Annotated in this window: 20 protein-coding genes and 1 pseudogene; 11 read left to right on the plus strand and 10 right to left on the minus strand. The window is 62.7% G+C overall.

The window, feature by feature from the left end:
* Positions 1-36: 36 nt before the first annotated feature.
* Positions 37-1083: a zinc-binding alcohol dehydrogenase family protein gene (locus GV819_RS09535; RefSeq protein WP_161755821.1), complete on the minus strand. Its 1047-nt coding sequence runs from the start codon at positions 1081-1083 to the stop codon at positions 37-39.
* A gap of 106 nt (positions 1084-1189) precedes the next feature.
* Between GV819_RS09535 and GV819_RS09540 the strand changes: the two genes are divergently transcribed.
* Positions 1190-1564, plus strand: a complete 375-nt coding sequence (locus GV819_RS09540; RefSeq protein WP_161755822.1) for a winged helix-turn-helix transcriptional regulator — start codon at positions 1190-1192, stop codon at positions 1562-1564.
* Here the strand turns inward: GV819_RS09540 and GV819_RS09545 are convergent.
* Positions 1539-2558 carry a metallophosphoesterase gene (locus GV819_RS09545; RefSeq protein ID WP_368668884.1) on the minus strand — a complete coding sequence of 340 codons (1020 nt, stop codon included), beginning with the start codon at positions 2556-2558 and terminating at the stop codon, positions 1539-1541. The two genes, GV819_RS09540 and GV819_RS09545, sit on opposite strands and share 26 nt — an antisense overlap.
* A gap of 196 nt (positions 2559-2754) precedes the next feature.
* Here GV819_RS09545 and GV819_RS09550 point away from each other — a divergent pair, with 196 nt between their 5' ends.
* From GV819_RS09550 to GV819_RS09560, 3 genes are all read left to right on the plus strand, one after another.
* Positions 2755-4221, plus strand: coding sequence for an ArnT family glycosyltransferase (locus GV819_RS09550; RefSeq protein WP_161755824.1), 1467 nt, complete (start codon positions 2755-2757; stop codon positions 4219-4221).
* Positions 4222-4436: 215 nt separating this feature from the next.
* A complete protein-coding gene (locus GV819_RS33145) occupies positions 4437-4985 on the plus strand; it encodes a hypothetical protein (RefSeq protein WP_256667426.1) in 549 nt (182 codons plus the stop codon).
* A gap of 89 nt (positions 4986-5074) precedes the next feature.
* Positions 5075-5533: a hypothetical protein gene (locus GV819_RS09560; protein ID WP_161755825.1), complete on the plus strand. Its 459-nt coding sequence runs from the start codon at positions 5075-5077 to the stop codon at positions 5531-5533.
* 41 nt (positions 5534-5574) lie between these two features.
* Here the strand turns inward: GV819_RS09560 and GV819_RS09565 are convergent, their stop codons facing one another.
* Positions 5575-6132, minus strand: a complete 558-nt coding sequence (locus tag GV819_RS09565; RefSeq protein ID WP_161755826.1) for a pesticin C-terminus-like muramidase — start codon at positions 6130-6132, stop codon at positions 5575-5577.
* A 168-nt stretch (positions 6133-6300) separates the two neighbouring features.
* On the opposite strand from GV819_RS09565, the gene GV819_RS09570 reads away from it, so the two are divergent.
* The 3 genes from GV819_RS09570 to GV819_RS09580 all read left to right on the plus strand — a co-directional run bounded on the left by GV819_RS09570 (position 6301) and on the right by GV819_RS09580 (position 8095).
* The gene (locus GV819_RS09570) at positions 6301-6684 is read left to right on the plus strand and encodes a transcriptional regulator (protein WP_161755827.1); all 384 of its coding nucleotides are present in this window, start codon (positions 6301-6303) and stop codon (positions 6682-6684) included.
* Positions 6685-6766: 82 nt separating this feature from the next.
* The gene (locus GV819_RS09575) at positions 6767-7450 is read left to right on the plus strand and encodes a DUF2589 domain-containing protein (protein ID WP_161755828.1); all 684 of its coding nucleotides are present in this window, start codon (positions 6767-6769) and stop codon (positions 7448-7450) included.
* A gap of 75 nt (positions 7451-7525) precedes the next feature.
* Positions 7526-8095: a DUF2589 domain-containing protein gene (locus GV819_RS09580; RefSeq protein ID WP_161755829.1), complete on the plus strand. Its 570-nt coding sequence runs from the start codon at positions 7526-7528 to the stop codon at positions 8093-8095.
* A 63-nt stretch (positions 8096-8158) separates the two neighbouring features.
* Here the strand turns inward: GV819_RS09580 and GV819_RS09585 are convergent, their stop codons facing one another.
* Positions 8159-8836, minus strand: a complete 678-nt coding sequence (locus GV819_RS09585; RefSeq protein WP_161755830.1) for a histidine phosphatase family protein — start codon at positions 8834-8836, stop codon at positions 8159-8161.
* A 67-nt stretch (positions 8837-8903) separates the two neighbouring features.
* On the opposite strand from GV819_RS09585, the gene GV819_RS09590 reads away from it, so the two are divergent.
* The 4 genes and pseudogenes from GV819_RS09590 (at position 8904) to gliR (ending at position 12317) form a co-directional block, all read left to right on the plus strand.
* A complete protein-coding gene (locus GV819_RS09590; RefSeq protein ID WP_161755831.1) occupies positions 8904-9203 on the plus strand; it encodes a hypothetical protein in 300 nt (99 codons plus the stop codon).
* A gap of 127 nt (positions 9204-9330) precedes the next feature.
* Positions 9331-10257: pseudogene (locus GV819_RS33700) on the plus strand (methyl-accepting chemotaxis protein); the annotation flags it as partial.
* 144 nt (positions 10258-10401) lie between these two features.
* Positions 10402-11115: a methyl-accepting chemotaxis protein gene (locus GV819_RS33705; protein WP_434738425.1), complete on the plus strand. Its 714-nt coding sequence runs from the start codon at positions 10402-10404 to the stop codon at positions 11113-11115.
* A 173-nt stretch (positions 11116-11288) separates the two neighbouring features.
* Positions 11289-12317 (plus strand): AraC family transcriptional regulator GliR, encoded by a 1029-nt coding sequence (gene gliR, locus GV819_RS09600; RefSeq protein ID WP_161755833.1) that lies wholly within the window; start codon positions 11289-11291, stop codon positions 12315-12317.
* A gap of 6 nt (positions 12318-12323) precedes the next feature.
* Here gliR and GV819_RS09605 read toward each other — a convergent pair whose 3' ends face one another.
* From GV819_RS09605 to ggt, 6 genes are all read right to left on the minus strand, one after another.
* Positions 12324-12692, minus strand: coding sequence for a glyoxalase superfamily protein (locus tag GV819_RS09605; RefSeq protein ID WP_161755834.1), 369 nt, complete (start codon positions 12690-12692; stop codon positions 12324-12326).
* Positions 12693-12808: 116 nt separating this feature from the next.
* Positions 12809-14275 carry an N-acyl-D-amino-acid deacylase family protein gene (locus GV819_RS09610; protein WP_161755835.1) on the minus strand — a complete coding sequence of 489 codons (1467 nt, stop codon included), beginning with the start codon at positions 14273-14275 and terminating at the stop codon, positions 12809-12811.
* Between the two features lies 1 nt (position 14276).
* Positions 14277-15137, minus strand: coding sequence for a MurR/RpiR family transcriptional regulator (locus GV819_RS09615; protein WP_161755836.1), 861 nt, complete (start codon positions 15135-15137; stop codon positions 14277-14279).
* Complete coding sequence (locus GV819_RS09620; protein ID WP_161755837.1) at positions 15138-16487, minus strand: gluconate:H+ symporter; 1350 nt, start codon at positions 16485-16487, stop codon at positions 15138-15140. It abuts the gene before it with no gap.
* A 199-nt stretch (positions 16488-16686) separates the two neighbouring features.
* Complete coding sequence (locus GV819_RS09625) at positions 16687-18132, minus strand: SulP family inorganic anion transporter (RefSeq protein ID WP_161755838.1); 1446 nt, start codon at positions 18130-18132, stop codon at positions 16687-16689.
* A 213-nt stretch (positions 18133-18345) separates the two neighbouring features.
* Positions 18346-20013, minus strand: a complete 1668-nt coding sequence (ggt, locus tag GV819_RS09630; RefSeq protein WP_161755839.1) for a gamma-glutamyltransferase — start codon at positions 20011-20013, stop codon at positions 18346-18348.
* Positions 20014-20125: the final 112 nt, after the last annotated feature.

Here is a 20125-nt window from a genome sequence, read left to right on the forward strand (position 1 = left end):
CAGGCCTGAGTGCCGCATTCGCTGGCAAGCCAGCATCTATTCAATGGAGGTGTGGCGGACGCCATCCTGCGAATCACGGGCCACCACCACCTTGCCCAGCAGGCCGCCCTGCTCCACTCGCTGGTGGGCCCGGCGCAGGTTGTCCACGGTGAAGGGGCTGAATACCTCGCTCAAGGTGCAGCGGATGACTCCCTGGTCCAGCAACTGTGCCAGGCGCTGGAGAATATGATGCTGCTCGATCATGTCCGAGGTCTGGAACAGCGCCCGGGTGAAGACCATTTCCCAGTGCAGGGACACGCTCTTGCTCTTGAGCGGCACCGCATCAAAGAAGTCGTGATCGTCGATGAGCGCGATGTGCCCATGGGGCGCAATGATCTCGGCCAACTCGGCAAAGTGCTGCTCGGTGTGAGTCAGCGCGGCAATATGGGTCACTGCGGGCAGCCCCAGGCGGGCCAACTGCTGTACCAGCGAGCGCGAATGATCCAGTACATGCTGCGCTCCCAGTTCCAGGCACCACTGGCGACTGTCCGGCCGTGAAGCCGTGGCGATCACCGTCATCCCGGTCAACTTGCGGGCCAGCTGAATCAGCACCGAACCCACTCCTCCAGCGCCGCCGACAATCAACAGCGTGCCTTGCGCAGAGCAATCACCGGGCACCCTTCCCAGACGCTCGAACAACAATTGCCAGGCGGTCAGCGAGGTCAGCGGCATGGCCGCCGCCTGGGCAAAGGACAAGCTTGCGGGCTTGTGCCCCACCAGTCGCTCATCGACCCGATGCAGTTCGGCGTTAGCCCCATCCTGGGTAAAGGTGCCGGCATAGAACACTGCATCCCCGGGGCTGAACAGCGTCACCCCGCAGCCCACCGCCTGGACCACGCCACAGGCATCCCAGCCGAGGATGCGCACATCGTCCGGCACCTGCACCTTGCCCGCGCGAACCTTGGTATCCAAGGGATTGACCGACACCGCGTGCACAGCCACCAGCAGGTCATGGGGGGCGAGTATCGGCTCGGCCTGATGCACTTCATAAAAGGCTTGGGGATGGGACAGGTCCGAACCCGGGAGGTAGGCGATGGCCTTCATTGCAGAGCTTCCTTGACGACTCAAAGCGCCTACTTAAATCCCTCACGCCGTACTCGCACAAGTAGGGTACTTTTGCGTACCTGCTACGCAAAAGGGCCGTCAGGCAATGAAAAACAAGCACTATCAGGACATTCCCGGGTGTCCGGTGGAAGTCACCCTGGACCTCATCGACGGGCGTTGGAAAGGTGTGATCCTGCATCAACTACTGGCCAACGACTTCCTGCGTTTCAACGAGCTGCAACGCCGCCTGCCTGGGATTTCGCAGCGCCTGCTGACCAAGCAGCTGCGTGACCTGGAGGCCGCGGGCCTGGTATCACGCACGGTGTACGCCGAAGTACCGCCACGGGTTGAGTACCGCCTGAGTGCAGAAGGGCATTCCCTACAGCCGGTCATCGAAGCGCTGTCGGCCTGGGGCCGCGGACGCATCAGCCGGCAACAGCCACACCCGCCGTCAGTCACTGCGCCACTGCCCCTTGCCTGACCTCGGCCTCCGGCAACAGGCAGCCCTTGGCCAGCCACCGGCACTGACGCAGCCAGTGGTAACGCTGCTCCGGCGTACCGCGTTCGTCGTAGAAGACCAGGCGCAACTGGTCCTGGGTGAAATCCAGCTTGCTGAAACCCGCCCGTGAATCGCTGAACTGGCTATCGGTCATGATGTGGGGCATCTCGTAGAGTTTCTGCCCGCCAGCACCGGAAATCACCCAGGCCGGTTCTCCGGTTTGCAACAACAATTGCTGATTGTGCTCATGCCCAGACAGATAGAGATCGACCTTGTTGCGCTGCAACGCCGGTAACAGATCCCGCAGCAGTTCCTCATCATTGCCATGCTTGCCGGCATTACGCAGCGGATGATGGGCCGCCACCACTCGCCAGATCGGTTGCGGGCCATCCAGGCTAAACGCCTGCTCAAGAAACGCCACCTGCTGCGTCATCGCCTGCCGAGGCGCAGCAGTATCGAGGAACACCACCCGCAGCAAGGGACGGCCCTGGGCCTGGCCAAAATCCTTCACATAGTAGCGGGCCGGCATTTGCCAGCGCCCCGAACCTTTGTGCTGCTGGCTGTAGTCGAGTTCGACCTGCTGCGACTCCGGGTAATCGTGGTTGCCCAGCACCGCGTAGAAGGGTACGCGATTGAGCCAGTGCCCCCAGTAGACTCGCTCGAACTTGAGCTGCCAGCTCATGTCGCTGGTATCGCTCAAAGGCGGCCCATAGAAGTTGTCGCCCAACAGCACCACCAGATCCAGGCGCCGATCTCGGGCAGCGACTCGTTCCATGGCCTGGGCTACCCGCCATTGCTGCAAGGCACCACTGCCCTGATCGCCAAGGGCAATCAGCGAAATGTGCTCGGGGAGCGACTCGGCAGGCGATACGAAGGGCGCTGGCGAGGTGATCAACCACCCCCCCAGTGCCAGGCCAAGCGCCACCAGCAGGCACAATAGACCCAGCAGCCAGGTACGCTTTCTGAGCGGTTCCACGGCCGGCATAACCGCAGCCTTATTCTTGTATGGCGGTTTCAAGGACGATCTACTCTAAGGGGCGAAGGAAAGGATCGAGGTGTATCCACACTAGACCACAATCCTTGTTCACAATTTGTTAAGACAGACCCCCGTATACTTTCGCGCTTGCCCGCAGACTGTTGCCTGCGCCCCTCGATCTGGTGGCCAAAAACCCATGTCACGACCCGCACCGTTGTTGTTCCTGCTTGCTTGCCTGCTGTTCTTCTTCGCCTTGGGCAATCACCAGCTGCAAGGCTCCACCGAAGCCCGGGTCGCCGGCATCGCCATGGAAATGCACCTGGACGACGACTGGGTCACGCCGCGCCTGTTCGGCACGCCATTCCTGGAAAAACCGCCGCTGAGCCTGTGGCTCGACGCCGGCGCCATTCGCGCCTTCGGTGGCACGCCCCTGGCGGTACGCCTGGCTTCGGCCTTCGCCGGCCTGTTCAGCGTGATGCTGCTGTACGCCATGCTGCGCCGCTTCGGGCGGCCAGCCACCCTGGGGCTGGCCGCCGGGCTGATGCTGGCGACCATGGCCAGCTATTGGAGCAACGTGCGCGGCGTGGGCGAGGATGCACTGCTCAGCCTCGGGGTGACCCTGGCCCTGCTGGCATTTTTCCAGGCCCAGCGCCGCCAGGCCGAACAGCAGCCGGCACCGCTGGCCTGGCTGGCCTTCGCCGGCGGGATCGCCATTGCCACCCTGAGCAAGGGAGTACTCGGCCTGGCCATGCCAGGGGTGGTGATCTTCGCCTACCTGGTGGCCGTGAGCCTGATCGACAAGCGCTTTGACCTTGGCCAATGGCTGCGCCCCGGCCTGTGGACCCTGTTGGGCCTGGTGCCCCTGGCGATCTGGCTGTACATGCTCTATCAACGGGGTGGCCTGCAAGCCCTGGGGGAATTGCTGTGGACCAACAGCGTCGGACGTTTCGATGGCTCCTTTGAAGAGGCCGGGCACTACGAACCCTTCTATTACTACCTGGCCAAGCTGCCCCAAGCCTTTTTACCGTGGAACATCCTGGTCTACCTCGGCCTGTGGCACTTTCGTAAAAGCCTGGTGAAGAACCGCTACCTGTTGTTCTTCACCCTCTGGCTGCTGGCGCAGTTCGCCTTGCTATGCCTGGCTTCGAGCAAGCGCACGGTGTACCTGATGTCCCTGACCCCGGCGGCAGCCGTGCTGGCGGCGGAATATGGCGCGGTGCTGTACCAGCGCCTGGGCCAACGTGCCCAGGGGACTGGTTTGTGGAGTGCCGTGGGACGCCGGCGCCGAGGCCTGGTTGTCACCCTCATGGGCCTGATGATCGGCGGTTACCTGGCCGGCGCTCAATGGGCCGCGCCCAAGGCTGATCGTGAACTGTCCTTTGTCCCGGTGACCGACCAGATCATGGCATTGCAGGCCAGCGGTCATCAGCTGGCGCTGTATCAGGCCAATGAGCGCATCGCCGGGGCCAGCGTGTTCTACACCCAGAGCCTGCTCAAGGACCTGCAGAGCGAAGAACAACTGCTGGCGTTTCTGCGTGAGTCGGCCCAGCACGTGGCCGTGCTCGGCGGTGCCGAAGCGCCCAAGCCGCCGCTGCAGGTGCAGAAAATGCTGATGGTGGGACGCCAGGCCTACTACTTCGTCAACCTGCCCCCGGCTGGCTGAAGCAAAAAAACGGCACCTGGATCAGGTGCCGTTGGTTGTTCCAGGCCAGGAACAATCCCAGCCTTGGTACACGCTTACTGAGGGTTCTTCAGCGTGACCACGGCCCCCTGCACATTGCCTCCTTACCCTTGAACCCTTTCCTGCTGATACCCGCCTGCTGCCCTTGAAACCATGACTCCAGCCCAACCACGGGCGTTTCCCCCAAGGAGTCAGTCATGACCATCACCGTTGTCAGCACCACCCTGAGCCATGCCGTCGCCCAGAAAACCTTCGACGACGCATGCAAGTACCTGCGTCAGTCCGACCTGGCCAACTTCCTCCTCGACGAGTTGCTGGGCGTCAAGGATGACCTGCTGGTGGAAGTCACCACTTCCTCGGCGGCGGACAAAGTGGACAGTTGGACGCCACCCGCGTCCAACTCGCCCCACCAGGCCGGAAGCGTCATCTGGAACCTCAAGTCGCGGATCTACGCCATCGAGAAAAAATACAAACAACCGGACCTGAGCAACTTTCAGAAATTCCTCGCGCTGTTCTCCGGTGATCGGGTCGAACGCCTGTCTCCCGCCCTGGTGCTGATGCACGAACTGGGGCACGCCTGCCAATTCCTCACCAACAAGGTCGAGTTCCGTCGCCAACTGGCAGCCAGAAACATCCTCGAAGTGGAAAACATCAACGTCAACGCCATCGAAAACACTGTGGCCAAGGAACTGATGGAGAAAAACAACAAGGAAGGCCTGCGTTGGGACTATCTCGACGCCCGCTGACCGTTCACCCCGGCGGCGCGCAGTCGCCGGGGTGCCTTTCCTGCAATCTGTTGCGGGCCCTTCGCGGCCTTGAAAAGGAGTTCCTCCTCATGTTGATTCTGCGTTCACTGATCATTGGCCTGAGCCTGTTCGCCGGCGCCGTCCACGCCCTGGAAACCAGCAATACCTCCACCACCACTCTGAAGGCCTACGCCACCACCCTGGGCGAGGCGGCAGGCAACAACCAGTGGCAACAGCTGTGGAAACGCTCTCGGGACAACGGTGTATTCAACCCCCAGGGTGAACAACCGCGCTTCACCGTCACCCAGGACAAAGTGCCGGACATGGCCCGCACCACCCTGAGCAGCGCCACCAGTGTCACAGCGCAAGACACCACCCAGGCGCTGTACCGCTATGAGTTTTCCGCAGCCATCGGTACTGCGGCCAAACAGCCACTCAAGGCCCTGTGCCTGCTGGTGGACTGGCGCACCCTGCCCGCTGGCACCGCCCCCAATGACTCAAGCCATATGGGCAGCGTGAGCCTGCTGCAAATCTTCCCCTGCCCCTGAACCCAGTCGCCGCCCAAGCCCAAGGCCTGGGCGGCAAGCGGCTAGGGTGCGAGCTGCGAGCCCAGCAGATTGGCCTCCTTGCACCGGCGGGGGGCGTAGCGGTCTCCGAAATTGCGCAGGTTGGCCAGGGCACTCGGCCAGTCACGGGCCACCACCTGGGCCCAGAACTTCGGTGTGCGGCTGGCCAGGTCGCCGTACTGGAACGCCACCGACGCGATCACCGTCTGCATCGGCGCCGGCAACTGGGCAAAGTCCACCCCGCTGGCCTTGAGATAGCGCGCCGCCAGGCGCTCGACAAAGGGCGCCTTGAACGCCTCATCGATCAGCTCCGCCTCACCACTGCTGATACTCAAGGGCCGGCCATCGAGGAAGTTCTTCGCCTCCATCCCGGTCAGCCCCAGGTAGGGTTCCAGACGCTGCAGCAGGTCCGCGGGCAGGTTGAGCGCCTGCATGTCCTTGAGTTTGCGTTGCCCCAGGTCGAAACCGGTGCCCACCGTGACCCCGCTCTTGCTGTTGGCCGCATCGGGCACATACCCCTGGGTCTTGGCAGCGCCCTCGAGGGCGGCGATGAAACTGAAATCAATCGAATAGCGTGACATGGGAATTTCCTCATCCTTTTGAAGAAAAACCAGTGCATCACCAGCGACCAATACAGCATCAGCCTGTAATAGTTCCCACTAATAGGGGGGAAATTTCCCACTGAACAGAGGACGAGACACCTCCTTAGGATCAAACCGGCCTTATCCATCATTCCAAGGAGGTAACAAATGGACGTGAACGACCTCAACCTTATCGATATTCGCCAGCTGCCCCACTCGCTGCAGGCCCTTGTAGATTGCATCGGCCTGGAAAATGCCTACCGCCTGACCTGCGAATACGGGGGCCGCCCGAAATACATTCCCAAGCATGCCGAACGCACTTCCCTGGCCCTGATCCTGCCTCCCGATGCCCTCAATGCCCTGATCGAACGCTTCGCCGGACTGGCCCTGGAAATCCCCAAGGCCGACCACTTCTGCCGACAGATCCGTAACCAACACATCCAGCTGGAAAGCCTGGGGGGCATTTCGCGCAGCGTCCTGGCGGACAAGTACGGCCTGAGCCTGCGGCAGATCGGCAACATCCGCCGCCTGGAGGCCATCATTCCCCGGTAATCGATTCCCGCTGAATCAATCACCACGGTTTTCTTAAGTTGCAGGGGCGCATTTCGCGCAGCGAAGAACAAGGAGAAACACCATGGCAGATATCGATAAGGGCCTGATCGGCGGCGTGATTGCCGCTCTGCCCCTGGACAAGATGATCACCGGTCCGCTGATGGCAATGATCCAGGCGCAGGTCGCCGCGAGCAAAGCCTATGCGGACTTCCTGATGGGGGTGTGCATCCAGAACGGCCAGGCGGTTTCGGTGCAGTTCGACTACGACGAGACCCTGGTGGATGACCAGGGCGTCTACAAGGGCACGGTGAAGAAGACGATGCGCATCCCGCTGCTGGCGGCCATCAGTCACCCCAACATCACCATCGAGGAAGGTTCGATCGAGTTCGAACTGACCATCAGCCAGATGGCCGAGGACACCAGCTCCAATGAAGCCTCCGGCAGTTTCGAGGCGAAGATGGGCTGGGGCCCGTTCAGCGTTTCGGTCAAGGGCGCGGCGAGCCACAAATCGACCCAGACTCGCAAGACCGATACTCGAGCGCGCTACGCCATCAGCACCAAGATCGTCCGTCAGGATCCACCGGAAGCCCTGATGCGGGTAATCGACTTCCTCACTGACGCAGCCACCAAGCCGATCATGTTGCCGGGAGTAACCGCCAGCAAGGACACCGACAAACTGTCTCGGGACAACGCCCTGACCAACCCGGTCAACCCGGCCACCGCCAAGAAAGCCGACGGCTCCGCAGCTGCCGGAAAAAACCCGTAAGGCTGATCTGTCCCCCCTGCAACCGCCCCGCCGCTCCGGTGGGGCACCTTAGCCACCGAACAAGGAGCGTGATCCATGGCGTTTTTTTCCCGCCGCAAGGAGCCCATGTCCGCCAGCGACCTGAGCCATATCACCCGTGGCATGCACCAGGCTGCGGCCGCCACCCACAACCTGATCGCCCAGCAATACATCAAGTTGTTCGACCAGTTCTTCGACTACAACGTCAATGACCTGGGCACGCCGATGAAGGCCAAGATGGTCGAGGTGGCGCTCAACGAGCAGCACATCATCAACGTTCCGCTGATTGCCCTGGTATCGCCCAAGGGCCTGGCCCTGCACAAGATGACGGTCAATCTGTCGGTGCGCATGCAGGGTACGGAACTGCAGAAGGCCAGCCACGACCTGGAGAACGGCGAGCTGCAGAGCGAGAAGTTCTTCGTCACCTTCGGCAACGGCAAGCGTGAAGGTCAGGAGCGTGACCCGGACGAGGTACAGATCAGCATGGAGTTTCGCAACTGTGAGCCGCCGGAAGCGATCCAGAGACTGATCGAAGAGTTCACCAACCTGATCAGCCCGCAGCGGATCTATGAAGGTCCTGCACCGGCCGACAACCCGCCCGCCGAGCAAGACCTGCTGGCCCCCTGAACCTCATCCCATGACGCACCTGGCTGACCGCGACGGCCAGCCTCCGGGAGCAACGGATAGCACTCAGGGCTTGAGGTTGACCGAACGCCAGTCACTGGCCTCGATCATCCCGAGCATCTTCGGTGCACCGTTGAGGGTGTCGGTGGAAACGAACAGGGAGGCACCGTAGCCCAGGGTCGGGGTCGCCAGCTTCAAGTCCTTTTCCAGTTGCGCCATGCATTCGCTGTGGGTCACCAGCACCAGGTTGCGCCCGGCGACCTTATGCGCCAGCACGTCGCGCAACATGCTGTTCTTGCAGTTGAACAGCCAGTCATCGCCACTGCTGACCTTGCTGAACATGTAGCTCGCGGTCTGCGCGGTACGGGTCAGCGGGCTGTTGTAGATATCGGCACGCTCAAGGCCCAGGTGCTCGAACTGGGCACCCAACCCCACCGCCACTTCCCGGGCCCGGTCGGTAATACCGTCGGCCGGCCCCAGGCAGGCGGCATTGGAGTGATCACAGCGCTCCACATGGCGCACCAGCACGATCATCTCGCCCTTGGCCCACCCGGCCGTCAGCGCGTTGATCCCGACCACATTGCCGTGGGCCAGATCGGGCACCGCCGCCGGCTTGAACACCCACAGACTCAGGGGGATCACCAGAAGTACCGCCAGCAGCAACGCCAGACGGTGCTTGTAGCGCATCAGGCTGCTGATCAAGAGCGAGCGTTTGACCAGCGGAAAAACAAGTCTTGTAGCCACTGTCCAGCCGCCCCTTTGCGAATGATTAGATGTGTTGAGCAGCTCGTGCCGAGACTACAGAACCCTGATGACAATTGAGCACTGCCCAGAACCTTGGGCAGCAACCGGCCTGACTCTAGGTTCGTGGGCGTGGCAGAGCGGTGAAATGAATGTGAAAAAAAGCTCAACGGAACGGCGCTTCATCCCGCAAAATAACCGTTCATCGGCTAAAACATTGTCCTGGCGCAATACCGACGAAATCGTTTCAGCTATGGCACATCCCGCCGATACACCCCCTACAAAACACCTTGCTGGTCACCAAGAACAACAATCTTCCAGCCAACTTAGATCAAGAAGCGCTACGTTCCTGGAGGAATTCAATGAATAGTTGGTTTGCCAACATAAGCGTCAACCTTAAGCTCGGCCTGGGTTTCGGCCTGGTCCTGGCCCTGACCACCATACTGGCACTGACCGGCTGGACCAGCCTGGGCAAGCTGATCGACCGCAGCAACTGGATGAGCGACATCACCCAGCTCAACAACGGCCTGACCAAGCTGCGGGTCACTCGCCTGCAGTACATGCTGGCCAATGGCGACGAAACCGCCGCCCAGGGCGTGCAGAGCACCCTGGATGATTTCAGCGCCCACCAGAAAAAGCTCCTGACCTCGTTCCAGAGCCCGATCAGCATCAAGCTCCTGCAAGGCCTGGGAACGACCATCAGCGCCTATCAGGACTCGCTGAACAAGATGCGCAACGCCTACCGCACCGGCAATGCTGCGCGCCAGGCCATGAACCAGAATGCCGAACTCGCCAATGACTTGATCAACGGGATCAACACCCGGGTCAAGCAGATGCCCCTGAGCGACCAGCGCTTCGAGCAGTTCCAGGCCATCACCCAGGCCAAGGAAGCCTTCCAGCTGGCCCGTTATGAAGTGCGCGGCTACACCAGCACCAACAACCCGAGCACCGAACAGAAAGCCTTCACCCAGCTCAATGCGGCGATTGCCGAAATGGGCCAGCTCAAGGCCCATTTCAGCAGCACCCAGAGTGATGCCCTGCAACAGCTGGAAGCGGCCCTGACCGACTACCGCAGCTCGCTGCAGGCCTTCAAGGTGGCCTTTAACGACGCCCTGCAGGCGCGCAAGGAAATGACCGACCAGGGCGCCGACATCGTTGACCGCAGCGACGCCCTGTACCAGTTCCAGCTGGACCAACGCGACATCGAAAGCGTCCAGGCCCGTAGCCTGCAATTGATCAGCACCCTGCTGGCCCTGCTGGTGGGTGTACTGGCCGCGGTGATCATCACCCGGCAGATCACTCGCCCGCTGCGCGAAACCCTGGCTGTGGTGGAGCGCATTGCCTCCGGCGACCTCACCGAAAACCTGCGAGTCACCCGCCGCGACGAGCTCGGCGTACTGCAACAAGGCATCGTGCGCATGGGCGTGACCCTGCGCGAGCTGATCGGCGGTATCCGTGACGGCGTGACCCAGATCGCCAGCGCCGCTGAAGAGCTGTCTGCGGTGACCGAAGAAACCAGCGCCGGGGTCAACAGCCAGAAAGTCGAGACCGATCAAGTGGCTACCGCCATGCACGAGATGACCGCCACCGTGCAGGAAGTCGCGCGCAACGCCGAAGAAGCCTCCCAGGCCGCAGCCGCCGCCGACAGCGAAGCCCGCCAGGGTGACAAGGTGGTGGCCCAGGCCATCGAGCAGATCGAGCGCCTGGCCAGCGAAGTGGTGCGCTCCACCGACGCCATGACCGTGCTGCAACAGGAAAGCGACAAGATCGGCAGCGTCATGGACGTGATCAAGGCCGTGGCCGAGCAGACCAACCTGCTGGCGCTGAACGCCGCCATCGAAGCCGCCCGAGCCGGTGAAGCCGGGCGTGGTTTTGCCGTGGTGGCCGACGAAGTGCGGGCCCTGGCCCAGCGCACCCAGAAGTCCACCGAAGAGATCGAATTACTGGTGGCCGGCCTGCAGAACGGCACCCAGCAAGTGGCCACGGTGATGAACAACAGTCGCAGCCTGACCGACAGCAGCGTCCAGCTGACCCGCAAGGCCGGCGCCTCGCTGGAAAGCATCACCCGCACCGTGTCCAACATCCAATCGATGAACCAGCAGATCGCCGCGGCCGCCGAGCAGCAGAGCGCCGTGGCCGAAGAGATCAGCCGCAGCATCATCAACGTGCGCGACGTGTCCGAACAGACCGCCGCAGCCAGCGATGAAACCGCCGCCTCCAGCGTCGAGCTGGCCCGCCTGGGCGGCCAGTTGCAGATGATGGTCAGCCACTTCCGCGTCTGATCCCTGGCGCGCCCTTCGCCGGCAAGCCGGCTCCTACACGGCTTCGTAGGAGCTGGCTTGCCAGCGAAAGGCGCCAATCCCTCGCGCCGAGCATTTACACCCATCAGGGTTTGCCCTTACCTTTCCCGGTCTCCGTCCTGCTGTCCGAAGGATTCGTCGCCAGGAACCCGCGCATGCCCAGCCTCGGCTTTACCTCGGTCCCGCCCCTGCTCAAATATCTGCTGTATGCGGAGCAGCTGGGTATTGCCACGGCGCCGGCGCTGGCGGCGGCGGGGCTACAAGCCGCGCAGTTGAACGACACCAGCCTGCGCCTGCCGATGGAAGTCCACGAACGGTTGCTGGACTACTTCTGCAAGCATTCCGGCGATCCGTTGTTCGGCCTCAATTCGGCGCGTTTCGTCAAACCCAATTCCTGGAACGTGCTCGGCTACATCACCATGAACTGCGCGACCCTGGGCGAAGCCATGGGCCGCATCATGCCGTTCGAAAAACTGGTGGGCGACATGGGCACCAGTCGCGCCGAGGTGGTCGCTGAGCACGTGCGGCTGATCTGGAGCTGCCGCCATCAGCGTGCGGATATCCGCCGGCACCTGGTGGAGAACGTGCTCGCGTCCTGGCTGCTGTATGCACGCTGGATCGCCGACTCGGCCATGTCCCCCAGTGCGGTCTGGTTCGAGCACGCGCTGCCGGAAAAGACCCAAGCGGCGCAGTACGAAGCGCTGTTCGGCTGTCCGGTGCTGTTCCAGCAGCCCTGCTCGGCCTTGGTGGCGCCGTTGGAATACCTGCAGATGCCCCTGCGCCAGGCCGATGCGCGCCTGCTCAAGACCCTGGAAGAACATGCCCAGGCGATGATGGCATCCCTGGCCGATGCCCCCCTGGCGTTGCAAGTGCACAATGTGCTGCGCCAATTGCTCAAGCACGGCCTGCCGCGCAAGGAACAGGTGGCGGAACAATTACAGGTGTCGGTGCGCACCCTGCAACGCCAGTTGCAGCAGGCCGGGACTTCGTATCAGCAGATTCTCGATGACCTGCGCCAGGAGCTCGCCGAGCACTACCTGCGGCACAGCGAGCTGTCGATCCAGGGCGTTTCCGATTGCCTGGGTTTCACCGAGCCACGCTCGTTCCACCGCAGTTTCAAGAGCCGTACCGGGCTGACTCCCGGCCAGTTCCGCCAGGCAGCCGTGGCCGCCGGCAAGGCCTGAAATCAGTCAGACGCTGATCGCGTTGGTGAACACCAGCCGATTGCCGAACGGGTCGCTGATGGTCATGTCCTGGCTGCCCCAGGGCATGGCCTGGATCTGCGGATGGGAAAAGCGGTACTGCTTGGCCAGCAACTGCTGCTGGAAGGCTTCCAGTTCATCGGTTTCGATACGCAGCGCGGCACCCGGCGAGCAATCGCCATGATGCTCCGAGAGGTGCAACACGCACTCCCCTCGCGACACCTGCAGGTACAACGGAAAGTTGGCTTCGAAACGATGCTCCCAGTCGAGGGAGAACCCCAGGAAGTCCAGGTAAAACTCCCGGGCCTTGGCTTCATCGAAGATCCGCAGGATGGGGGTGGTTTTGCCAAAGCTCATTGCGCGACTCCCTGACTGAAAAAAACCGACTGTACAGGCGGCGATGCTCAACACTTCGGCGCTGCCCCGGGTTTCTTTAATATCACGAAGCCATAACTGCAATGAAGTTCATCCCGTCAGCCGGCGCGGGTGAACCCCTGGCGCAAGTCGCCCTGACGCACGAGGAAGCGGCCCAGGCGCCGACCATTGGCCTGGCCTTCGGCATAACTGCACACGCCGTTGACCCAGACTCCATCGATGCCTTCTGCCGCTTGCTGGGGGTTCTTGAAGTCGGCCACGTCACGCACTCGTGCCGGGTCGAACAGCACCAGGTCGGCCCAGTGCCCTGCGCGAATTTCACCGCGCTGCTGCAAGCCGAAACGCGCCGCCGAAAGCCCTGTCATCTTGTGCACGGCGGTATGCAGCGGGAACAGGCCCAAGTCACGGCTGAAGTGCCCCAGCACTCGGGGAAAGGCACCCCATAGCCGGGGATGGGGGAAGGGATCTTCCGGCAGGCCATCGGAACCGATCATCGACAGCGGGTGAGCGAGGATGCGCCGCACATCGTTTTCATCCATGCCGTAGTACACCGCACCCGCCGGTTGCAGGCGCTCGGCGGCGGCCAGCAGGCTAACGCCCCAATCGGCGGCGATCTCGCTCAGGTCACGACCGCCCTGCGCCGGGTGCGAGGTCGACCAGGTGATGGTGATGCGATAGGCATCCGTAACTTGCTTGAGGTCCAGGGTCGAGGAACTGGCGGCATAGGGATAACAATCGCAGCCCACCGGATGATCCTTCGCCGCCTGCTCCAGGGCCGCCAGCAGTTGCGGACTGCGGCCCCAGTTGCCGGCGCCGGCGCACTTGAGGTGCGAGACGATCACCGGCGCCTTGGCCGCGCGACCGATCAGAAAGGCTTCATCCATGGCCTCCAGCACCGGCTCGAATTCACTGCGCAGGTGGGTGGTGTACACCGCGCCGAAGGCCGTCAGTTCCTGGGCCAGTTGCACCACTTCATCGGTGTCGGCACAAAAGGCGCTGGCGTAGGCCAGCCCGGTAGACAAGCCAAGGGCACCGTCCTCCAGGCTGTCGCGCAATTGCTCGCGCATGGCCGCGATTTCCTCCGCCGTCGCCGTGCGGTACAGGTCCATCAGGTGATTGCTGCGCAACGCCGTATGCCCCACCAGCGCCGCGACATTCACCGCCGGGCGAGCCGCATCCACCGCCGCGCGGTAATCGCGAAAACGCGGGTAGGCGAACATCGGACGCTCGCCCAGCAGGTTCATCGGATCCGGCGGATCGCCCTTGAGGCTCACCGGCGCGGCACTGATCCCGCAGTTGCCGACGATCACCGTGGTCACCCCCTGGCTGAGCTTGGGCAGCATCTGCGGCTGGCGAATCACCACCGTGTCGTCATGGGTGTGCACGTCGATGAAACCGGGGGCCAGCACCCGCCCGGCCGCGTCGATCTCTTCCCGGGCGCTGGCGGCAGACAGATCACCAATGCATTGGATACGGCCCGCGTCGATCGCCAGGTCGGCGCGGTAGCCGGGACGGTTGCTGCCGTCGATGATCAAGGCATTGCGGATCAGCGTGTCGTAGCGCATGTCAGTCTCCCAGGGGCAGGCAGTCGGCGCCGCCACGGTAATGGTCCAGGGCCAACTTGATCCGTCGCAGGCGCTCCTGGTTGTCGTCCGGCAAGGCCAGGGCCAGCTCGGTGGCCAGGACGTCGATGGCCAGCAGCATGCCGTAGCGGGCGGCAGTGGGTTTGTAGATGAACGAGGTTTCGGCGCTGTGCAGGGGCAAGACTACATCGGCCAACTGCGCCAGGGGCGAGTCGGGCAAGGTGATGGCGAGGATTCCGGCGCCGTAGCTGCGGGCCAGGGCTATCGCATCCAGCAGCTCGGGAGTGATGCCCGTCAGGGAGCAGGCAATCACTGCATGTTGCGGCCCCAGGGCGGCAGCGGTGACCCGCATCATTACCGGGTCGTGGCAGGCGGCGATGGCATACCCCAAACGCACCAGGCGCACCTGCAGTTCATCGCTGCACAGGGTCGAACAGCCGCCGGTGCCGAAGGCGTGGATCATCCGCGCCCGCCCCAGCAAGCGCACCGCGTCAGCAAACTGCGCTTCCTCGAAACCAGCCAGATGCTGGTGCAGGGCCGACTCGATATCGCCGACGATCTGCCGGTAGAAAGCCGATTGCTCAGGGGCTCCGGCCGGGTCGAGAAAACGGCTGCCGACCCCACTGGCCTGGGCCAGTTGCAGGCGCAGCTGGCGCAAGTCGCGACAGCCGACGCTGCGGGCGAAACGTGACAGGGTGGCGGGGCTGACTTCAGCGCGCCGGGCCAGTTCGTCGAGGCTGGCGGATGCCGCGAACCCGACATCGTCGAGCATCAATCGGGCGATCCGCCCTTCCCCGGCGCTGAGCAGATCCAGGCGCGAGCGGATCTGATAAAGAATGTCCATCTACAGCAGCTCCGCGAGTACCAGGGTCAGGCCGAAGGCGATCACAGAGATCAGCGTCTCCAGCACGGTCCAGGTCTTGAAGGTTTGAATGACGGTCATATTGAAGTATTCCTTCACCAGCCAAAAGCCGCCGTCGTTGACGTGGGACAGAATCACCGAGCCAGCACCGGTAGCAATCACCAGCAGTTCCGGATGGGGATAACCGAGGCCGACGGCCACCGGTGCTACCACCCCCGAGGCGGTGGTCAAGGCCACGGTAGCGGAACCGGTAGCCACCCGCATCAGCACCGCGAACAACCAGCCCATCCACAGCGGCGACAGCTGGAACTCATGGGCCAGGCCAACGATCTGATCGGTCACTCCGGAGTCGATGAGAATCCGGTTGAGACCGCCGCCGGCCCCTACCAGCAAGGTGATGCTGGCTGTCGGTGCCAGGCATTCGTTGGTGAACTTGAGGATCGCCTCACGGTTGAAACCCTGGGCCAGTCCCAAGGTCCAGAAGCTCACCAGAGTCGCCACCAGCAGGGCGATCACCGAGTTGCCGATAAACAGCAGGAACTGATTGAGACCGGTGCCTGGCACGGCGATCTGGTTGGCCCAGCCGCCGATCAGCATCAGCACCACCGGCAGCAGGATGGTGGCCATGGTCAGGCGGAAACTCGGCAGGCGCAGGCGCGGCTCACGAGCGATGAACTGCCGCTCCAGTGGGTTCTCTGCCGGCAGGTGAATGTGCGGCACGATGAAGCGCGCATACACCGGGCCGGCAATGATCGCCGTGGGCACGCCGATCAACAGCGCGTAGAGCAGGGTCTGCCCCACCGACGCCTGATAGGCCTGCACCGCCAGCATTGCCCCTGGATGCGGCGGCACCAGGGCGTGAACCACCGACAGCCCGGCAACCATCGGCAAGCCCACCATCAGCAGCGAGACCCCGACCCGCCGCGCCACAGTGAAGGCAATCGGCACCAGCAGCACGAAACCCACCTCGAAGAACAGCGGCAGGCCCACCAGGAAGGCAATGCACACCATGGCCCAGTGTGCGTTGCGCTCACCGAAGCGATCGATCAAGGTCCGCGCCACCTGGTCTGCACCGCCGGATTCGGCCATGAGCTTGCCGAGCATGGTGCCCAGGGCCACCACCAGGGCGATGTGGCCGAGCGTCTTGCCGACCCCGGCCTCATAGGCACCCACCACCCCGGAAGGCGGCATACCGGCCATCAGCGCCAGGCCGACAGATACCAGGGTGATGACAATAAAGGGGTTCAAGCGATAGCGAGCGATCAACACGATCAGCGCAATGATCGCGACTGCGGCGTAACCCAACAGCCAATAACCCGTTGCAGGAGCCATGGCGTCCTCCTTGAAAACAGCGTCACTTTAGAATGGTTGTGAAATTCTTTAATCACTTAACGAAGTGATATTCAAACCCAGTGAAACTAATTTTCGTAAAGAGGCCGGCCTTGTCGTGAACAGCTAAGTGATGGGCCATGAAATGAAAATAGGCAGCGGGTATTTTCATCCGCTACAGCGAACCGCTGGCCCATTGGTTTCAGTCGTGTTGCACCCGGGCGCGCTTGAGCAACTTCTTGCAGCGCTCCGACACATGCAACACCCGCAGGTGCTTGCCGGCCTTGGCGTAACGCTCACGCAGGGTGTTCAACGCCGCAATGGCCGAGTAGTCGACGAAATTCAGATGACGACAATCAATGGTCACCCGCAACGGATCATTGGCCGAGTCGAACTGGTTGAGAAACGCCGTGGTGGAAGCGAAGAACAAGGTCCCGTGCAACTGATAGAGCTTGCTGCCATCGGCCTCCAAGTGACTGTCGGCATATAGCTCGCGGGCCTGCTGCCAGGCGAAGTTGAGGGCGGCGATGACAATGCCGCAGAACACCGCGATGGCCAGGTCGGTGAACACGGTAATCACGGTGACCGCGAGGATCACCAGCACATCGTTGCGCGGCACCTTGTTGACCACCCGCAGGGAGGCCCAGGCGAAGGTCTGCTGCGCCACCACGAACATCACCCCCACCAGCGCGGCCAGGGGAATGCGCTCGATCAGCGGCGACAGGAACAGCACGAACAGCAGGATCAGGCCGCCGGCCACAGCGCCGGACAAACGCCCGCGGCCGCCGGAGCTGAGATTGATCACGGTCTGGCCGATCATGGCGCAGCCGCCCATGCCGCCGAACATCCCTGAAACCATGTTGGCCGCACCCAGGGCCACGCATTCGCGGTCCGGGTAACCACGACTCTCGGTGATTTCATCGGTGAGGCTCAGGGTCAGCAGGGTTTCCAGCAGGCCGACCATGGCCATCAGGAATGCGTAGGGCGCGATGATGCCCAGGGTTTCAGCGGTCCAGGGCAGATTCGGCCAGGCCAGGCTCGGCAAGCCGCCGGCAATATGCGCCATGTCCCCCAGGGTGCGGGTCGGCAGGCCCAGCAGGTAGACCAGCAGGCCGACGCCGAGGATCGCCACCAGGGCCGGCGGCACCGCGCGGGTCAGCCGTGGCAGCAGGTAGACGATTGCCATGGTCAGCGCCACCAGCCCGGCCATCAGATACAACGGCGAGCCGCTGAGCCAAACCCCACCGCTCTTGAAATGCTCCAGCTGGGCCAGGGCAATGACGATCGCCAGGCCGTTGACGAAGCCCAGCATCACCGGGTGCGGCACCATGCGCACCAGCTTGCCCAGGCGCAGCAGGCCGAACGCAACCATGATCAAACCGCCCAGCAGCACGGTGGCCAGTAAATACTGCACCCCGTGTTGCACCACCAGGGCGACGATCACCACGGCCATGGAACCAGCAGCCCCGGAAACCATGCCCGGCCGGCCGCCGAACAGCGCGGTCAGGGTGCAGATGAAGAAGGCGCCATACAGCCCCATCAACGGATTGAGGTGGGCCACCAGGGCAAAGGCGATGCATTCGGGGAGCAAGGCGAACGAGGTGGTAAGTCCGGCCAGGACATCGGCACGCAGACGTTTTGCTTTCATGATTGACCTGATGGGCGGGCCGGCAGACGGGCCCTGGGGAGAGCGGGAAGAAGTCGGGGAATGTTACGGAATTGAGCCGCCGCCGACCAGCCGGCCGTCGCAGCCTGCACAAGGAACTGTAGGAGCTGGCTTGCCAGCGAAGAGGCCGCTCGATTTGGCGCCAGGCTGGCGGGCCCTTTCGCCGGCAAGCCGGCTCCTACAGGGGTTCAACGGTTATTTGACGACCTTGCCGACACCGCGGCCGCGTGGGTCGGAAGCGGTTTCAAGCTGGGTGCCGTTGACCCGGATCGCCTGGATATCGCCCATCTCCCAACCCTGGTCTTCCAGGGTGTAGCCCATGGTTTTCAGCTCATCGGCAACCTTGCCGGTGAGCGGCGCGTAGGCGTCGAAGTAGATGGTGTCCTTGGGCAGCAACTGGTGATGCACGCGCTGCGCGGCCACGGCTTTTTCCAGCGGCAGGTTGTAGTCATAGAGATTGTTCAGCACCTGGAAGATCGAGGTGAAGATCCGCGAACCACCGGGGGTGCCCAGCACCAGGGTGACCTTGCCGTCGCGGGTCACCAGGCTCGGACTCATGGACGACAGCATGCGCTTGCCGGGGGCGATGGCGTTGGCATCGCCGCCGACCACGCCAAAGGCATTGGCCACGCCGGGCTTGGCGCTGAAATCGTCCATCTCGTCGTTGAGCAGGAAACCCGCGCCCTTGACCACCACGCCGCTGCCGTAATCCCAGTTCAGGGTGTAGGTGTTGCTCACCGCGTTGCCCTGGGCATCGACGATGGAGAAGTGCGTGGTCTGGTGCGGCTCAAGCCCCGGGCGCACCTTCTCGGTAGGCGAGATGGCGTTGGGGTTGACCTCGGCGGCACGTTTTTTCAGGTACGCAGGATCGGTTAGTTGCTTGACCGGCACTTCGGAAAACGCCGGGTCGCCGAGGTAGTCGGCACGGTCGGCGAACACTCGCTTTTCAATTTCCGCCAGCAGGTGAATGTACTTGGCCGAGTTCAGTTCGACGCCCTTGAAGTCCGCTGCGCGGTCTTCCTTGATGCTGATCAACTGAGCCAGGGCGACCCCGCCGGAACTCGGCGGTGGTGCGGTGTACAGGGTGTTGCCACGGAAGGTCACCTGCAGCGGCTGGCGCCATTGGACCTTGTAGTCCTGCAGGTCCTGCTTGCTGATCAGGCCTTTGTCGGCCTGCATCTGCGCCACCAGCAAGTCGGCGGTCTTGCCGCTGTAGAACTCCTTGGCGCCCTGGTCGGCAATCCGTTCCAGGGTCGCGGCCAGCTCGGGCTGACGGAAGGTTTCACCCGGCTTCATGCTGCCGAAGTAGTCACCAAAATTGGTGGTGCCGTTGAACAGCTTCAGCGCATCCTCGCGATACTGGTACTGCTTGTCGGCGACCTTGAAGCCGTTTTTCGCATAGCCCACTGCTGGCGTGAGCAACTCGCTCCAGGGCAGCTTGCCGAACTTCTGGTGCGCCTCCCACAGGCCCATCACGGTTCCCGGGACCCCGGCAGCACGGGCACCCACCAGGCTCAGGTTCTCGATCACCTCGCCCTTTTCATTCAGGTACATGTTGCGGGTCGCGGCCTTGGGCGCGGTTTCCCGGTAATCAAGGAAGTAGGGTTTGCCGTCGATGTACATGGTCATGAAACCGCCGCCGCCGATATTGCCGGCCTCGGGGTAAGTCACGGCCAGGGCAAAGGCCGTGGCCACTGCGGCATCCACCGCATTGCCGCCTTTCTTGAGGATCTGCGCCGCGACATCGGCGCCGTACTGATTCGGCGCAGCCACCGCGCCGCCTTCCAGGGTCACGGCGAAGGTCGAACTGCTGGCGGCGATAGCGGCCGTCAGGGCCAGGGTCTTGAACAACAGGATGCGCATAAGGTCCTTCCTTTTCTTGTTATCGAACGGGAAGAACCTTAGGCCCGGGGCCAAGGTTTGAGCAATCGCCAATCGCGGTACGCCCGTCCCAACCTGCAACCACCGAGTGATG

This window comes from Pseudomonas sp. Fl5BN2, assembly GCF_009908205.1.
GTDB lineage: Bacteria > Pseudomonadota > Gammaproteobacteria > Pseudomonadales > Pseudomonadaceae > Aquipseudomonas.

Excerpts from the sequence above, each read along its gene's own strand:
- GV819_RS09610 (WP_161755835.1), bottom strand. The coding sequence starts at position 14,275 with ATGCGCTACGACACGCTGATCCGCAATGCCTTGATCATCGACGGCAGC.
- GV819_RS09625 (WP_161755838.1), bottom strand. The coding sequence starts at position 18,132 with ATGAAAGCAAAACGTCTGCGTGCCGATGTCCTGGCCGGACTTACCACC.
- GV819_RS33705 (WP_434738425.1), top strand. The coding sequence starts at position 10,402 with ATGCACGAGATGACCGCCACCGTGCAGGAAGTCGCGCGCAACGCCGAA.
- GV819_RS09550 (WP_161755824.1), top strand. The coding sequence starts at position 2,755 with ATGTCACGACCCGCACCGTTGTTGTTCCTGCTTGCTTGCCTGCTGTTC.
- GV819_RS09540 (WP_161755822.1), top strand. The coding sequence starts at position 1,190 with ATGAAAAACAAGCACTATCAGGACATTCCCGGGTGTCCGGTGGAAGTC.
- GV819_RS09565 (WP_161755826.1), bottom strand. The coding sequence starts at position 6,132 with ATGTCACGCTATTCGATTGATTTCAGTTTCATCGCCGCCCTCGAGGGC.
- GV819_RS09560 (WP_161755825.1), top strand. The coding sequence starts at position 5,075 with ATGTTGATTCTGCGTTCACTGATCATTGGCCTGAGCCTGTTCGCCGGC.
- GV819_RS09615 (WP_161755836.1), bottom strand. The coding sequence starts at position 15,137 with ATGGACATTCTTTATCAGATCCGCTCGCGCCTGGATCTGCTCAGCGCC.
- GV819_RS09535 (WP_161755821.1), bottom strand. The coding sequence starts at position 1,083 with ATGAAGGCCATCGCCTACCTCCCGGGTTCGGACCTGTCCCATCCCCAA.
- gliR (WP_161755833.1), top strand. The coding sequence starts at position 11,289 with ATGCCCAGCCTCGGCTTTACCTCGGTCCCGCCCCTGCTCAAATATCTG.
- GV819_RS09620 (WP_161755837.1), bottom strand. The coding sequence starts at position 16,487 with ATGGCTCCTGCAACGGGTTATTGGCTGTTGGGTTACGCCGCAGTCGCG.
- GV819_RS09590 (WP_161755831.1), top strand. The coding sequence starts at position 8,904 with ATGACAATTGAGCACTGCCCAGAACCTTGGGCAGCAACCGGCCTGACT.
- ggt (WP_161755839.1), bottom strand. The coding sequence starts at position 20,013 with ATGCGCATCCTGTTGTTCAAGACCCTGGCCCTGACGGCCGCTATCGCC.
- GV819_RS33145 (WP_256667426.1), top strand. The coding sequence starts at position 4,437 with ATGACCATCACCGTTGTCAGCACCACCCTGAGCCATGCCGTCGCCCAG.
- GV819_RS09580 (WP_161755829.1), top strand. The coding sequence starts at position 7,526 with ATGGCGTTTTTTTCCCGCCGCAAGGAGCCCATGTCCGCCAGCGACCTG.
- GV819_RS09605 (WP_161755834.1), bottom strand. The coding sequence starts at position 12,692 with ATGAGCTTTGGCAAAACCACCCCCATCCTGCGGATCTTCGATGAAGCC.
- GV819_RS09570 (WP_161755827.1), top strand. The coding sequence starts at position 6,301 with ATGGACGTGAACGACCTCAACCTTATCGATATTCGCCAGCTGCCCCAC.
- GV819_RS09575 (WP_161755828.1), top strand. The coding sequence starts at position 6,767 with ATGGCAGATATCGATAAGGGCCTGATCGGCGGCGTGATTGCCGCTCTG.